The organism is Caballeronia cordobensis, assembly GCF_001544575.2.
Taxonomy (GTDB): domain Bacteria; phylum Pseudomonadota; class Gammaproteobacteria; order Burkholderiales; family Burkholderiaceae; genus Caballeronia; species Caballeronia cordobensis.
The window spans coordinates 265,100-280,577 of sequence record NZ_FCNY02000009.1 but is presented as its reverse complement, the minus strand read 5'-3'; the positions used below and the strand labels follow the sequence as shown (position 1 = coordinate 280,577).

General features: G+C 65.8%; 14 protein-coding genes. 4 read left to right on the top strand and 10 right to left on the bottom strand.

Annotated elements, in window-relative coordinates; all coding sequences use genetic code 11:
- Positions 1-2 precede the first annotated feature (2 nt).
- Complete coding sequence (amaB, locus tag AWB70_RS19495; protein WP_053569486.1) at positions 3-1,502, bottom strand: L-piperidine-6-carboxylate dehydrogenase; 1,500 nt, start codon at positions 1,500-1,502, stop codon at positions 3-5.
- Between the two features lie 244 nt (positions 1,503-1,746).
- Here amaB and AWB70_RS19490 point away from each other — a divergent pair, with 244 nt between their 5' ends.
- Positions 1,747-2,379, top strand: coding sequence for a helix-turn-helix domain-containing protein (locus AWB70_RS19490; RefSeq protein WP_045454119.1), 633 nt, complete (start codon positions 1,747-1,749; stop codon positions 2,377-2,379).
- Between the two features lie 5 nt (positions 2,380-2,384).
- On the opposite strand, the gene AWB70_RS19485 is transcribed toward AWB70_RS19490, so the two are convergent.
- From AWB70_RS19485 to AWB70_RS19450, 8 genes are all read right to left on the bottom strand, one after another.
- The gene (locus tag AWB70_RS19485; RefSeq protein ID WP_053569487.1) at positions 2,385-3,815 is read right to left on the bottom strand and encodes a cytochrome P450; all 1,431 of its coding nucleotides are present in this window, start codon (positions 3,813-3,815) and stop codon (positions 2,385-2,387) included.
- A 95-nt stretch (positions 3,816-3,910) separates the two neighbouring features.
- A complete protein-coding gene (locus AWB70_RS19480; protein WP_053569488.1) occupies positions 3,911-4,189 on the bottom strand; it encodes a type II toxin-antitoxin system RelE/ParE family toxin in 279 nt (92 codons plus the stop codon).
- Positions 4,189-4,386: a type II toxin-antitoxin system RelB family antitoxin gene (gene relB, locus AWB70_RS19475; RefSeq protein WP_053569489.1), complete on the bottom strand. Its 198-nt coding sequence runs from the start codon at positions 4,384-4,386 to the stop codon at positions 4,189-4,191. Before relB ends, AWB70_RS19480 begins: the two co-directional genes overlap by 1 nt.
- Positions 4,387-4,479: 93 nt before the next feature.
- Positions 4,480-5,334 (bottom strand): IclR family transcriptional regulator, encoded by an 855-nt coding sequence (locus tag AWB70_RS19470; protein ID WP_053569490.1) that lies wholly within the window; start codon positions 5,332-5,334, stop codon positions 4,480-4,482.
- 72 nt (positions 5,335-5,406) lie between these two features.
- Positions 5,407-6,231: a sugar phosphate isomerase/epimerase family protein gene (locus AWB70_RS19465; protein ID WP_053569491.1), complete on the bottom strand. Its 825-nt coding sequence runs from the start codon at positions 6,229-6,231 to the stop codon at positions 5,407-5,409.
- Between the two features lie 20 nt (positions 6,232-6,251).
- A complete protein-coding gene (locus AWB70_RS19460) occupies positions 6,252-6,863 on the bottom strand; it encodes an NIPSNAP family protein (protein ID WP_053569492.1) in 612 nt (203 codons plus the stop codon).
- Positions 6,860-8,599, bottom strand: coding sequence for an FAD-dependent oxidoreductase (locus AWB70_RS19455; RefSeq protein WP_053569493.1), 1,740 nt, complete (start codon positions 8,597-8,599; stop codon positions 6,860-6,862). The genes AWB70_RS19460 and AWB70_RS19455 overlap by 4 nt, the downstream gene beginning before the upstream one ends.
- Positions 8,596-10,371, bottom strand: coding sequence for an FAD-dependent oxidoreductase (locus AWB70_RS19450; protein WP_053569494.1), 1,776 nt, complete (start codon positions 10,369-10,371; stop codon positions 8,596-8,598). The genes AWB70_RS19455 and AWB70_RS19450 overlap by 4 nt, the downstream gene beginning before the upstream one ends.
- A 215-nt stretch (positions 10,372-10,586) precedes the next feature.
- Between AWB70_RS19450 and AWB70_RS19445 the strand changes: the two genes are divergently transcribed.
- From AWB70_RS19445 to AWB70_RS19430, 3 genes are all read left to right on the top strand, one after another.
- The gene (locus tag AWB70_RS19445) at positions 10,587-12,305 is read left to right on the top strand and encodes a SulP family inorganic anion transporter (RefSeq protein ID WP_053569495.1); all 1,719 of its coding nucleotides are present in this window, start codon (positions 10,587-10,589) and stop codon (positions 12,303-12,305) included.
- A gap of 153 nt (positions 12,306-12,458) precedes the next feature.
- Complete coding sequence (locus AWB70_RS19440; protein ID WP_053569496.1) at positions 12,459-13,283, top strand: shikimate dehydrogenase family protein; 825 nt, start codon at positions 12,459-12,461, stop codon at positions 13,281-13,283.
- 274 nt (positions 13,284-13,557) lie between these two features.
- The gene (locus tag AWB70_RS19430; RefSeq protein ID WP_053569498.1) at positions 13,558-14,022 is read left to right on the top strand and encodes a hypothetical protein; all 465 of its coding nucleotides are present in this window, start codon (positions 13,558-13,560) and stop codon (positions 14,020-14,022) included.
- On the opposite strand, the gene AWB70_RS19425 is transcribed toward AWB70_RS19430, so the two are convergent.
- Positions 13,989-15,341, bottom strand: coding sequence for a glycosyltransferase family protein (locus AWB70_RS19425; RefSeq protein ID WP_053569499.1), 1,353 nt, complete (start codon positions 15,339-15,341; stop codon positions 13,989-13,991). The genes AWB70_RS19430 and AWB70_RS19425 overlap by 34 nt on opposite strands.
- Between the last annotated feature and the right edge of the window lie 137 nt (positions 15,342-15,478).

Here is a 15,478-nt window from a genome sequence, read left to right as displayed (position 1 = left end):
CCTCAGCCGAGATTGAAGTCGATGCCCTGCGCGAGCGGCAATTCCGACGAATAGTTGATCGTGTTGGTCGCGCGGCGCATGTAGGCCTTCCACGCGTCCGAGCCCGACTCGCGGCCGCCGCCGGTTTCTTTCTCGCCGCCGAACGCGCCGCCGATTTCCGCGCCGCTCGGTCCGATGTTCACGTTCGCGATGCCGCAATCGCTGCCCGATGCCGACAGGAAGCGCTCCGCTTCGCGCAGATCGGTGGTGAATGTGCACGACGACAGGCCGTGCGCGGCGGCGTTGTTTGCGGCGATGGCGTCATCGAAATCGGAATAGCGCATCACGTAGAGGATCGGCGCGAAGGTTTCCTTCAGCACGACCTCCGTTTGCGACGGCATTTCGACGAGCGCGGGGCGCACGTAATAGCCGTTTTCGTGACCCTTCACGCTGACGCGCTCGCCGCCGGACACTTTGCCGCCCTCGCCCTTCGCCTGTTCGAGCGCGTCCTGCATGCGCGCGAACGCCTGCACGTCGATGAGCGGGCCCATCAGCACGCCCTGCTCCAGCGGATTGCCGACCGGGACTTTCGCGTAGAGATCTTTCAGGCGCGCGACGGTTTCGTCGTAGATGCTTTCATGGACGAACAGACGCCGCAGCGACGTGCAGCGCTGCCCCGCCGTGCCGACCGCCGAAAAGAGAATGCCGCGCAGCGCGAGATCGCGGTTTGCCGTGTGCGACACGATGCCCGCGTTGTTGCCGCCGAGTTCCAGAATCGAGCGGCCGAAGCGCTGCGCCACCGCGACGCCGACCTTGCGGCCCATTTCCGTGCTGCCGGTCGCGCTGACGATGTCCGAGCGCTTGTCCGCGACGAGTGCCGCGCCGACTTCGCGTCCGCCCACGATCAGCGAAGCGAGGCCCGCCGGCGCGGAGCCGAATTCGTCGATGGCGTCGCGCATAATGCGATCGACCGCGAGCGCGGTGAGCGGCGTTTTCTCGGACGGCTTCCACACGACCGCGTTGCCGCACACGAGCGCGAGCGCCGCGTTCCACGACCATACCGCGACCGGGAAATTGAACGCCGAGATGATCGTGCACACGCCGAACGGGTGCCACGTCTCGGCCATGCGGTGGCCGGGGCGCTCGGACGCGATCGTGAGGCCGTACAACTGGCGCGAGAGGCCGACGGCGAAATCGCAGATATCGATCATTTCCTGCACTTCGCCCAGACCTTCCTGGAGAATCTTGCCCGCTTCGAGCGACACGAGGCGGCCGAGCGCTTCCTTTTTCTCGCGCAGGCGATTGCCGAGCAGCCGCACGAGCTCGCCGCGGCGCGGCGCGGGCACGTTGCGCCACGTGGCGAACGCGGTGCGCGCGGCGCCGAGCGCGGCATCCACGTCGGCGGTGGTGTGCTGTTTCACCCGGCCGATGACTTCTCCGCTGATCGGTGAAGTGGCGACGAGGTCGCCGTCGGTCACGAGGCTCGCGATGCCGAGGTCGGAAAGAATCGATTGTGCGTCCACGATGAAGTCCTTTTGAAGCGGGTTGTCCCTGGAACGAAGTTTCTGATCGGAAACTTGCGTAAGCCTGGAAACTATACGCGCTGTCCGGGCGGTGGACAACGTGATCAATATTGGGGTTGTCACCAATGCGCGCGGCCTTTTGCGGCGGTAGATTCGGGCAGCGTGCCGGTACGCGCAGCAGGCGCGCGCCGTTTGCGCGATGTTATTATCGGAAACAAAAAAGCCTTTACGACCGCATTTCCCCATGCCCAGCCTCAGCACGAAGAACATGTCCGATCAATCCGCGGCCGACCTCGGACGCCGGGTGAAACGCGCGCGGCTCGCGCAAGACCTGACGCTCGAAACGGCGAGCCGCCTGTGCGGGGTGTCGCGCTCGGCGCTCTCGAAGATCGAAAACGGTCTAATGTCGCCGACTTTCGACGTGCTGCAGAAAATCGTGCGCGGTCTGCAGATCGATCTCGCCGAGCTGTTCGGCACCGCGCCCGCACCGAGCGCAAGCGGCCGGCGCGCGCTCACGCGCCGCGACGAAGGGCAGCGCCACGCGTATCGCGGCTATCAGATGGAACTGCTCGCCACCGAGCTCGCGCACAAGGCGATGCTGCCATTTCGCATCCGCATTTCGGCGCACACGCTCGACGCCTTCGACGACTGGGGCCGCCACGAAGGCGAGGAATTTCTCTATGTGATCAGCGGCAGCGTGTGCCTGTATTCCGAACTCTACGCGCCGACGCATCTGAACGCGGGCGACAGCATCTATTTCGACAGCCGCACCGGCCACGCGGCGATCTCGACGAGCGAGGAAGACGCCGAAGTGTTGTGGATGGCGACGGGCGGCGGCGTGCCGGTCGCGCCCGCCGATGTCGCGGATGCGCGGTAACGCCGCTATCGCAGGACAAGACGCATCGGCATTTCGCTCGGCACCGAGACGAAGGCGCAGATCTCGTGGATATCGGCGGGATTCGTCGCCAGTTGCGCGATGAAATTTGCCGTCAGCATCGATACGACGAGCCGCATTTCCACCGCCGCCAGGTGCCGTCCCGGACATACGCGCGGTCCCGCGCCGAATTGCAGATACGCGCGCGGCTCGTGCGCGCCTTCGCGATACTGGTCATGCAGCCATCGGTCGGGATCGTAGCGGCGGGGATCGGCGAAGTTGTGCGGATCGAGCATCGCGGGGCGGTTCAGGAGGAACATCTTGGTGCCCGCGGGCAAGCGCACGCCTTGAAGACGCACTTCTTCGAGCGGCTCCAGCGACAGATAGGGCGCAATCGGATGCAGCCGGCTCGCCTCCGTGCACACGGCTTCGCACAGGTCGAGCTCGCGCATCGCGGTGTAGTCGGAGCAGACGGCCGCGTCGCCGAGCACGCGCCGTGAGTCCGCGGCGACGCGCGCCTGCAATGCGTCGTCGGTGCCGAGAAAGAGCAGCGCCCATGCAATCGACGTCGCCGTGGTGTCCTCGCCCGCGACGAGCATCGTCAGTACGTTGGCGGCGACTTCGTCGTCGGTGATGCCGGAGCCGGGGGTATCGCGCATGGCGATCATCGCTTCGAGCAGATTCTGCGGCGCGGCGCTTTCGCGCGTTTGCGCGGCCTGCTCGCGCATCCGCGCGCGCGTGCGCGCCATTAGTTCGCGGATATAGCGATGCACGGCCGACATGGCTTCGTCGAACTTGCGGTCGCGCGGAAACTTCACGTAGTGCCAGTACGCGAACGGCGCGTTGACGCGCGACATCAGCATCGGCAGGAGCATCGCGAGTTGTTCCTGGATCAGCACGCGCTCGTTTTCCAGCGTGTTCGGATCTTCGCCGAATGCGAGCGCGCTCGTCACATCGACCGTGAAGCGCTTGAGGTCCCCGGTCATGTCGACCACGCGGCCCGCGCGCGCCGCCGCTTCCCAGCGTCGCCGCAACCGCTCGGCGATCGCGGCGAGCGTCGGATAGAACGCCTTGATATGCGGAATCGAGAGCGCCTGCATCACGAGACGGCGCTGCGGCTCCCATGCCGCGCCTTCGATCGAAAAGAGCCCGTTGCAGCCGAATTCTTTGAGAATATTCTCGATGGGCGCATAGCGACGATAGCGATGCGGCCGCTCTCGCAACACCGCGTGCGACAGCTCGATATCGTTCCAGACCGTGACGGGCGTCGTGCCGAAGCGGAACACGTAGGGCGTGCCAAGTTCGGCGGCCCAGCGCTCCAGCGTCAGATGATGCGTGGCGGGCGGCAACTGGTGCAGATTGCCGACGAGAGGCAGGCCGCGCGGCGACGGTAAATCGTCGACTTCGCGTAAGGGCGCGCCGACGGACGTCGCGTTCATGATCGGCCTCGCGAGGGCTGGGTGTTTTGAGGATAGTGCAGGAGTAGAACGGGAGCAGGAAGCGCCGCATGAAAGGCGCTCCGCCCCAGGACAGGCTATCGCGGATATTGGCGCCGTGAATGGACAACGCCCATTACCTGAATCCATCCATCGACGATTTCGTAGACGACGATGTAGTTGGGATGCGCGACGATCTCGCGCGTTCCCGAAAGACGCCCCGGGCGGAAAAGGTAAGGATGAGTCGCCGCGGGGATGACACTGTTTTGAATGAGCTCGAATATATCGACCGCTGCCCAGATACTGTCTTCGGCGATGTGATCAGTCAGTTCATCGAGGTTGTCGAGCGCTTTTGTAGTCCATCGAATCGGCAGCATCACTTCCGCAGCTTCTCTTGCTCTCTGATTCTCGCCTGAAGCTTCTTGCGAATGCGCGACATCGCTTCGTCGTGGGGGATGAGCGGGCCGGGATTGTCGCGTGCAGCCTGGATCTTCGCCCGAAACCACTGATCATAAGCCTCGGCTTCCTCGACAGTGGCGAATTCGGACACGATGGGATCGAGCGGAGTGGGCATTTCAAATTCTCGTTTCATGATGAAAACGATGATAACGCAGCCGTTTTCGCCGCGTCACCTCGTCCGTTCGGCCTAATCCGGCGTCAAACGGCGTCAAACGGCGCTGACGTTCTTCGCCTTCGCCTTGCCCGGCACCTTTTCAGCGGGCACTTCCACACTCGCAGCCGGCCGCTTGAAATACGGCGAGCTCAGCGTCGCCGCGCCCATATCCGACGCGGCTTCGAGCAGGGCCGGCGCAAGCTCCTTCAGCCGCGCTTCCGGCAGGCGGCTCGTCGGGCCCGCGAGGCTCACGACGCCCACGACCACGCCCGTCACCGGATGATGAATCGGCGCGGCCATCGACGTCATGCCGGCTTCGTAGGTCTCGCTCGCGATGCCATAACCCCGTTTGCGGGCCGCGTGCAGATCCGCGAGAAACTGCTGGATGGTCTTCGGCGCCCTCGGCCCGCCCTGCCCCGGCTTGCCCAGTCCGCCCTGCTTCGACACGAGTTCGAGCGCTTCCTCGTCCGATAGCGACGACAGCCACGCCTGCCCGCTCGCCGTGCAATGCAGCGGCGGCTGGCTGCCCATATCCGGATCGTAGCGCAGGCCCGATTTCGCGCCCTGCGCCTTGCCGACGAACGTAATGTGATCGTCCTCGACCACGCCCACGCGCGCCAGTTCGCCCGACTGCGCCGCGAGCCGGTCGAGCACGGGCTGCGACACGTCGAGCACGCCGCCCGTCGACAGATAAATGAGCGCGAGCGACACGAGCTTGAGCGCGAGCATGTACTCGCCGTGATCCTCGTCCTGACGGACATAGCCTTCGTCGATCAGCATCGCGAGCAGCCGGTGCGTGCCGCTGCGCGGAATGTTGAGCGTGTCGGCGATGGCGGCGAGCTGCATGCGCCCGCCGTTTTTCGCCAGCAGCTCGATGATCGACAACGCCCGCTCCAGATTTCCCGCCATGTGTCAGTCTCTCGAAGTTCCGATGATTCGGAATGAGAACACGATTCCACCTCGGAATTCAACTGGCGCGCGTCAAAGTTCGGCGTACGCCTCCCGAAGCACCGCGAGCGTCGCCTCGCGCAGGCGCGTCGCCCGGGTGAGCGCGTTCGCGGTCTTCGCCCACGCGTTCGTCGGCACTTCGATGGAAAGCGGCAGGTCGTCGGGCAGCGCGCGCAGAATGCCGGCCAGATCGAGCCCGCCCTCTCCCGGAATCATCCGCTCGGCGCGCGCCTGATACAGCAGCGTGTCGAGATCGGCGGGCCGTTCGGCGGGCGCGTCGCAGAACTGCACGTAGCCGAACCACTCGCGCGGCAGCTCGCGCAACGTGTGCGTCGACGAACCCGCGCGGTCGAAATGAATCGGATCGACGATCAGTCCCGTATTCGCGCGCGCCGCCGCCTTCACGATGCGCGCGCCCTGCACGATGTCCTTCGCGTCGGTCCAGGGCATCGGCTCCAGCGACGGCGACAAGCCGTACGGCTTCGCGATATCGCACAGCGCGGCGAGCCGCTCGGCCGTGCGCGCCTCGTCCGGATCGTTGCCCGCGACGAGCACGTAACGCGCGCCCAATTCGGCGGCGGTGGCGAGCATCGGCTCGTAATCGGCGACGTTCGTATCGGGCTTGAGCCGCAGGATTTCGGCATCGAGCACGCCTAAGCCGGTGTCTCTCAAAACGGCGAGCGTTTCGCGCTTCATCGGCGTCGCGCCGACGATCTCGTGCCGCACTTCCGTGTCGGTCGCGGGCAAAAGCCGCAAGCCGACGAAATCGTAGCCCGCCCTGGCCGCGCACTCGACCATCTGCGGCGGCGTCAGTTCGAGAACCGTCAGTGCGGACAAGGACAGCTTGCGTCGTGACATCTGCGTCGTCTCCGTGAGGGTTAGCGCAGCGGCGAGAACGGCGCGGGCACGTAGATGGTCGCTTCCATCGTCGTGAGATGGGCCGGTCCGCCCTTGGGCGGCCAGATGCCGTCCTTCACGGCTTCGGCGCGAATGCGCGAGCGCTCGTCCACGCTCGGGTACGGCCAGATGTTGAGAAAACGCGGCACGGTGCCGTCGAGCGCATACATCGCGCCGATGAGCGGCGAGCGCTTCGTGCGCTCCGGCACGGCGTTTTTCCACGCGTCGATCGTATGTTGCAGGCTCGCGAGCTTGGTGCCGTAGACCCGCATCTCGTAGATGCCGCCGTGCACGGCCGGCTCGATCGGCGGGAGAAACGGGAACAGCGCGTAGCTGCTCACTTCGACATCCGTGATGAACTCGCCGCAGCCGAACGGATTGCCTTCGAGCAGCAAACGCTGGCGTTCCTTGATCAACGCCGCTTCGGATTCGAAGCCGCGCAGCACCATCACTTTGCCGAGCGCGCCGATATCCGAATACCAGCAGCCGAGCAATTTCGAGCCGGGCGCGTCGCCACTTGCCTGAATGTTTTCGAAAACCTGCGCGTTCGTGCCGATTTTCACCGTCAACGTGACTGTGTCGTAGAGCGTCATTGCAGCGTCCTTGCCTGTTTGAAGTTCGGGAGATTCGTGATGTTTTCGTCGATGTCCGGCGACGCCAGTTCGAGGCCCGCGAGATAGCCGAAAGTCATCGCGGGCCCGAGCGTGATGCCGCCCGCCGGATAGTGGCCGCCCATCATGCTCGCGGCGTCGTTGCCGACCGCGTAGAGGCCGGGAATCGGCGCGCGCGCGTCATCGAGCACGCGCGAACGGGCATCCGTCGCGAGGCCGGCGAAAGTGCCGAGGCTGCCGGGCACGATCTTCACCGCATGGAACGGCCCGTCGGCGATCGGCGCGAGGCACGGATTCGGTGCGTGCGATGCATCGCCCTGCACGCGGTTGTACGGCGTCGAGCCTTTGTGAAATTGCGGATCGAAGCCGTCTTTCGCGTAGCTGTTGTACGTGGCGACGGTATCGGCGAGACCGCGCGCATCGATGCCGCATTGTGCGGCCAGCGCTTCGAGCGTCGGCGCGGATTTCAGATAGCCCGAGCGCTCATATGCCTTGAGCGGAAACGGAAACGGCTTCGCGAAACCGAGCCCGTAACGCCGCTGAAACCGATGATCGCAGACGAGCCACGCGCACACTTCTTCGCCCGGCGGCGTCGTGCCGATCAGCGACGAGATGAAGTCGTAATACGACGACGCCTCGTTCGTGAAGCGCCGGCCCGCGCGCGTCACGGCGATCACGCCCGGCTTCGCGCGCTCGATCAGATGCGGAAACGCAGCGGCCTCGCCCGTGCGCTTCGGCACGAGCGACACGGGCGCCCACGCGGCGGGCGCTTCGAGCGACGCATCGAAATGCGCGCCCGCTTCCTCGCCGATGCGAATGCCGTCGCCGGTATTGCTGCGCGGCGCGGCGGACCAGTGCGGCATCGTCGGAAACGTGCCGGCCTGACGCTTCGCGTCGTGCGGATATCCGCCGCACGCCAGCACGACGCCGCATCGCGCACGCACCGCATGCATCACGCCGTCGATCTCGACGCGCGCGCCCGTCACGCGATTCGCCTTGCGCAAGAGCGAGACTGCCTTCGCGCGCGTGCGCAGATCGACGCCGCGATCCGCCGCCGATTTCAACAGCCGCGCAACGAGCGCGTTGCCGTTCACGAGATGCATCGAGCGGCCGTAGCGCAGTTTGTGCCAGGCGAACGCGGCGAAGCGCTTCGTCACGTGCCACGCCGACTTCGCGTTGCGCGTCGCATTGAGGAAATGCGCGAGATCCTGTCCCGACGCGATCGCCATGCCCTTGATCGTCACTTCGGCCAAAGGCGGGCGCAGCTTGCCGATGAGCGGCCCGAGCTCGCGGCCATCGAACGGCATCGCGCAGACCGAGCGGCCGCCCGTGGCCGCGCCTTGCGTCGTATGAAAATCGGGAATGCGGTTGCCGTCGATGAAACGCATCGACGTATGACGCTCGAAGAATTCGACCATGCGCGGGCCGTGCTCGATGAGCGCATCGGCCTTGGCGGCGTCGTAGTTCGCGCCGAGCTCGTTCTTCAGATACGTGCGCGGCGCGCTTTCGTCTTCCACGATGCCCGCGCGCGTCGCGAGCGGATTGCGCGGAATCCACATCCAGCCGCCCGACCACGCCGTCGTGCCGCCGAACACGTCTTCCTTCTCGCAGACGAGCACGGACAAGCCCTGCGTCGCCGCCGTCACCGCGGTGGACAAACCGCCCGCGCCGGAACCCAGCACGAGCACGTCGCATTCGAGAATCGGTTCGTGTTTCATCGGGCGGGCACGTGCGTGTCGCATTCGAGCGGAAGTGTGAGCGCGGCGCTCGCCGGTTGTTTCGCGCGCGCCGCCGCGTGCCGCGCCGCGAGATAGCCGAACGCGAGACCGGGCCCGAGCGTGATGCCGGGGCCGGGATAAACGCCGCCCATGACCGATTGCATGTCGTTGCCGCAGGCGTAGAGGCCGTCGATCGGCGCGTCGGCGCGATTCAGCACGCGCGCGTCGCTGTCGGTGACGAGGCCGGTCGCAGCACCGATATCGCCCGGATAGAGCCGCACCGCGTAGAACGGCGCCGTTCCGATCGGGCCGAGGCACTTGTTCGGGCCGGTCGAGCTGGCGTCACCGTTGGCGTTCTGATACGCCGTCGTGCCGCGCTGAAAATCCAAATCGACGCCCGTTTGCGCATACCGATTGTTGCGCGCGACGCTCTCCGCGAGTCCGTTCTTGTCGATGCCGAGCTTGTCCGCGAGTTGATCTAGCGTCGTGCCTTCCACGAGATAGCCATCGGCGAGAAACGGGGCGAGTCCCTTTCCGCCCGGACGCACCATGCCGAGGCCGTACTTGCGCAATCCTTCGGAATCCGTGACGAGATACGCGGGCACGGCGGGCGTCGTTGGGTTCGCTTTCTGCATCGCGATGCCGAACAGGTGATACGACGTGTTCTCGTTGACGAAGCGCTTGCCCGCTTTATCGACGGTGATCATGCCCGGCTTGCCGCGATCCATCAGGAAATGCGGAAACACAGCCGTGGTGCCGTCGGCGCGCTTGCGCACGGAAACCGGCGCCCAGAACGCGTTCGACAACGCGCCATCGCCAAAACGCGCGCCCGCCGCGAGCGCGAGATCCTGCGCGCTGCCGCTGTGACCGGGCGCGCCGGGGCACCAGGCGGGATCGGCGCCCGGCAGCATCTCGCCGCGACGCTTCGGATGCCGATTGAAACCGCCGCTCGCGAGAATCACGCCGCCCTTCACGGCGACGCGCCGCCGTTCGTTGATACGACTGAGCGTGACGGCTTCGATGCCGTTTGCGCCTGAATGAAGCGCCTCGACCTTCGTGCTCGTCAGCACCGTGACGCCGCGCTGAAGCAACGAATACAGCAAGCGCCCGATCAGCGCGTTGCCCATCACGAGGCGCGTGCCGCGCGGCGAACTCATGCGGTCGCGGGCGTGACGCGCAAGCAGTTTCGCCGCATGCCGCAACGACGCGAACGACTTCGTCATGTTGAGCAGATGCCCGACATCGTCGCGATCGACCATCATGCCGCCGAGCACGGTGAATTCGGGAATCGGCGGACGGATCAGCGAGAACGCGCGTCCGAGCTTGCGGCCGTCGAACGGCAGCGGTTCCAGCGCGCGGCCGCGCAAGGTCGAACCCTCGACTTCCGACAGGTAATCGGGATGAAACGGCCGCGCGCGGTATTTCACGTCGGAATTCGCTTCGATATGCGCCACCGCTCTCGGGCCCGCATCGAGGAACGCGCGGCGCATCGCGGCGCTGCTACGCTCGCCGACCGCGCGAGTCAGAAAGGCTTCGGCGTTCGCGGACGTATCGTCGCGATTGACGCTCGCCGCGTGCATCGACGCGGGAATCCACGTCGTGCCCGCCGAGTAGGCCGTCGTGCCGCCGACGTATTCCGTGTGCTCGACGAGCAGCACGCGCGCGCCGTCGATGGCCGCGACCAGCGCCGCCGACATGCCCGCGCCGCCCGCCCCGACGACGACCACGTCGAAGGTCTCGTTGGGTCCCAAGTTATCCAGTGTCTCCACCATTCCGCTTTGGCTCCGTTCCGTTCTCTTTAGAACTCGCTTTGATAGTGGAATAGTATTCCAGAAAAGCAGAGGAAGCCAAGCTCTTTTTTGAGACGCCGTTCGACGTATGACGCGCCTGGGTGATTGAAACGCGCCTTTGTCGGTAGACAAAACCGCGGCTTGGCACCGCCCGCTCAATGGGGCACGATTCGTTTCTCCAGGAACACGGTGTCCACATGCACGATCCGACTCGAAGCCCGGCGGCGGGCAGGCGATTTCTCAAAGGCATTCTTCCGCTCGATCGCGCTGCGGCGTTGCGTGACGCGCTCGCCGGCGTCTCGCTTGCGTCGATGGATATTCCGCAGGTGCTCGGCTACGCGCGCATCGCCGGCATGCCCGCGGTGACGGGTCTCTACACCGCGTTCATCCCGCTCATCGCGTTCGCGCTGTTCGGGGCGTCGCGGCATCTCGTGGTGGCGGCCGACTCCGCCACGGCGACGATTTTCGCGAGCAAACTCTCGTCGATGGCTGCGATGAGCAGCCCCGAATACGTCGCGCTCGCGGGCATGGTCGCGCTGCAGACGGCCGCGCTCCTCCTGCTGGCGCGGCTCTTCAAACTCGGCTTTCTTGCCGATTTTCTGTCGCGCACGGTGCTCGTCGGGTTTCTGGCGGGCGTGGGCGTTCAGGTGTCGATCGCCATGCTCGGCGATCTATTCGGCATGACCGTGCCGTATCCGTCGTCGCGCAGCCTGGCGCAGCTCGCCTATGTCGTCAGTCATGCGATGCACGCGCACGGGCCGACGCTTGCGCTCGCGCTGGCCGTGATCGTCGCGATTCTCGGCTGCAAGCGCATCGCGCCGCGCGTGCCGGTCGCACTCATCGCGGTGATCGGCAGCATCGCCGCGAGCAAGGCGTTCGACTTCGCCGCGCACGGCATCTCGGTGCTCGGCGCGGTCGAAGGCGGATTGCCGCCGCTGCGCTTTCCCGCTGTCACCTGGCAGCAATGTCTCGAACTGATGCCGGTGGCGGCGTCGTGCTTCGTGATGATCATCGCGCAGAGCGCCGCGGCGGCACGCGTGTTCGCGCAGCAGTATCGCGAGGAAGTCGATACCAACAGCGATATTCTCGGCCTCGCGGCGGCCAACGCGGCGGCGGCGATGAGCGGGACGTTCGTCGTCAACGGCAGCCCGACGCAGACCGCGATGGCCGAACGCGCCGGCACGCGCAGCCAGTTCGGACAACTGGTGTTCGCAGCGGTCGTGGCGATCGTCCTGCTTTTTCTGAGCGGCTATCTGCGATATCTGCCGCATTGCGTGCTGGCGGCCATCGTCTTCACCATCGCGATCGGGCTCGTCAACGTGCAAAGCCTGAAGGACATTCGCGCCGAAAGCCCCGGCGAGTTCGCGCTCGCGCTCATCACGGCGGGCGCGGTCGTGCTGGTGGGCGTCGAGCATGGGATTCTGCTCGCGGTCGCGCTGTCGCTCATGCGGCACGTGCGCCACAGCTACCATCCACACACGATGGTGCTCACGCCCGTCGCGCCCGGCAAACCGTGGCAGTTCATGCCGACGAAGCCCGGCGCGATGACCGCGCCGAATCTGATCGTCTACCGCTTCGGCGCAGACCTCTTCTACGCGAACGATCACTTTTTCGCGTCGGAACTGACGCAGCTCGTCGATACGGCGTCCGAAGATGTGCGCCACGTGATCGTCGATGCGGGCGCGATCACCGATCTCGATTATTCCGCCGCCCGCACGATCGGCGATCTGATCGAAACGCTGCGCGGACGCGGCGTCGCGGTGCTGTTCGGGCGCGTGAACCCATTCTTGCGCAACGACATGGACCGGCATGGGCTGACGCCGGTGCTCGGCGCGTCGAATGTTTTCGAGACGCTGCACGAAGCGCTCGCGGCGGCGGGCGCCAGTCCGGCGGAACCCGCGCCCGAGACGCTGTAGACGCGTCGGTTCGCGTGCCGCGCCGGCACGCGTTTGCGGTTGTGAACAATACTTGACCGTTAGTTGCTTTCGTGACAGATTCTATTTTTGTTGAATGCTATTCCATTTTCAACTAGCATTCAGATATGCGAATTCACGGAGACAATTGAGGCAATGGCGCAGGACACTAACTTTTCCGCATCGCTCGACGCGGGCTTGAGCGGCGCGACGCGCGTCTATTTCATCGTCGGCGACCCGATCGCGCAGGTGCGTTCACCGTCCGGCGTCACGGCTGCATTGCGTGCGGCTGGCCGCGACGCCATCGTGATTCCAGCCCACGTCGCGCCGGACGATCTCGACGCGTTCTTCGCCGGCATCGACCGCTTGCAGAACTGCGACGGCGTGATCATCACGGTGCCGCACAAGTTCAGCGCGACGACATATTGCAAGTCGCTCACCGATGAAGGCGCGTTCCTCGGCGCGGTCAACATGCTCAAGCGCAACGCCGACGGCACCTGGCACGGCGGCGCATCGGACGGCATCGGCATGGTCGCGGCCCTGCGCGACGCCGGCTGCGAGCCGCGCGCCAAGCGGGCGCTGCTGATCGGCGCGGGTGGCGCAGGCTCGGCGATCGGCCATGCGCTCGTCGATGCGGGCGTCGCGTCGCTCGCGATTCGCGATTTCGATGCCGCGCGCACCGGCGCCCTCGCCTCGCGACTCGCCGCACTGGGCCGCGGCGCGGTGAGCGTCGCCGACGATTCGCCCGCAGAGACTTACGACCTCATCGTGAACGCGTCGCCGGCGGGCATGCGTCCGGGCGATCCGCTGCCGATCGACGTCTCCAACCTGCCTTCGACGACGTTCGTCGGCGACGTCGTGACCAAGCCGCCGCTTACGCCCTTCATCGAAGCGGCCCGCGCACGCGGCTGCACGACCGTCACCGGCACGCAGATGTTCGGCCGCGTCTGCGATGCGATCGTCGCTTATTTGCTGAAGTAGTGACTAAACGCGACATTGCACGTTGAATCGGAGCAATCTGGTTCAATCGCCACCCGCATTCGTTCAACATTCCGGCCGCGCATTCGCGTCCCTCGCGAAGCGCGCCGGCCCGCCGGTCTTGGAGCCGATCGCCGGCACGCGCCGCCCTCCTTCGGGCGGCGTTTTTCTGACGACGCTTCCAGCCGCGCCGGCGCGAGCATGCGATTCCACGCGAGAATCGCACGATCGCTTCGAGGGCCAATGAAACGCGTGCAGACGCACGCAAGAGGCTGGAATGAAATCGGATCACACCATTATTCGACGCGCGGCAAGCGCAGGCTTCGCGGTCATCGCTTTTGCGATGCTCGCCGCATGCGCGAGCGCACCGGGCGCCTCGGCGCCGTTGCCGGCGGATAGCACACTGGCGGTGGGCCGCATCGTCGGCAAACAATATCTGACGACGGTTGCGACGGGCGCGGCGCCTTCGTCCGGTCCCACGCTCGGGGTGGGCGGCGGCGGACTCGGCGGCAATGGCTGGAGCGGCGCGGGTGCCGGCGCGGGTCTGAGCTTCGATCTGACGAGCCTGTTCCAGAAGAGCCCGGAACCCACGGCGAAGGTCTACCGCTACAGCGTGCAGATGAAAGACGGCTCGAAGCGCGATGTCGATAGCACCCTCGATCTCAGCGACGGCGCGTGCGTGACGACGATCGATTCGAACCAGCCCGGCTACCCGAGACTGGCGAGCGCCGACGCCTGCTGACTTCGCATTGCGGCACGCTGGGCGAGCCGCCCGCACAGCGCCGCGGCGACACGCTCCACCACGGGCGTCCAGTCGCCCGGCCTGCGCTGCCGCACGAGCCGCACCGAGTCGTACCACGGCTGCGTCTCGCCCTCCCCCCAGCACCAGTGCGACGCGCCATCGATCATCGCGAGCACGGGTTTGCCTAGCGCGCCGCCAAGATGGAGCGGCGAACTGTCCACGGTCACGAGCACGTCGAGCGCGCTGACGAGCGCGGCCGAATCATGAAAATGCTCGGTATATTCCGGCAGTTCCGCGATGCGCGCGCCGGCCGAGCGCATTGCCGCGATATCCCCTTCGCGGCCCGGTGCGACCGGGTAGAAAGCGACGCCCGGCAAGCGCCAGAGCGGCGCGAGCGCGGCGATTGGCACGCTGCGCTGGGCGTCGCGGCGGTGCGTCGGGCTGCCCGCCCATACGAGACCGACGCGCAACGCATCGCTGCCGTCCGACGCGAGCATGCGCCGCCATATGTCGATGCGTTCCGGCGCGGCATGCAGATACGCGCGACCATCGACCTGATGCGGCAGCAGCCCGATCCACAGCGGCATGCTCATCATTGCGACGGTGTAATCGACCGTGCCGAAGTCGTGCGCTTCGAGCGCGACGCAATCCGGCACGAAGCGCCGGATAAGCGGATGCAAGGCCGCGCGCACCGCGAGCAGCGCCTCGCCGCCGTTGCGCCGCACGCCTTCCGCGAACTGAGGAAAGTAACGTACGAACTGGATATCGTCGCCGAGCCCGAGTTCGCTGTACACCACGACCCGTTTGCCATCCAGCGCTTGCCCGCGCCAGCTCGGCCCGACACGCTCCATCCGCGCGACGACGCCGTTCTCGCCATGCTGCGAGCGATTCAGGCGGCGATCGAAGCGCAGCCAGCCGTCGCGCCACGCGCCGCGCCGCAATTCGAGATCCGCGAGATCGATGGCGAAACCGTGCTCATCCGGCGATTCGGTCAGCGCCACGCGATACATCGCTTCGGCTTCGGCGAAGCGCGACTGCTCGTTGAGATACATCGCGATCGCGCCGCTCACGAGGCCATTGCCGGGATGATGCAGCGCGGCCTCGCGCATGACGGCTTCCGCCGCGACGCTGTCGTGACGCAGCCAGAAGCAATGACTCAGTTGCCACCGCAATTCGATATCCTGCGGGAAGCGCTGCAGCGCGTTCAGGCAGAACTGTTCGAGCGCGGGCCAGTCGCCCGAACTACGAAGGTCGAGTGCGATGGAAAGCGCGTGATCCGCATGGTCGAAAAGCGGCGGCGAAGTTGAATCGAAGGGCATGAATGGCGGCGCCGCGGATGTTTGAAACGTCCGCCGAGTCTATCTCAATCTCGCGAGCGAAAAGCCCGGATAAAGGCGAGAAAAATCTTAAACTTCGCACCAATGCCTCGATTCATTCGCATTCCGTACCATTCATC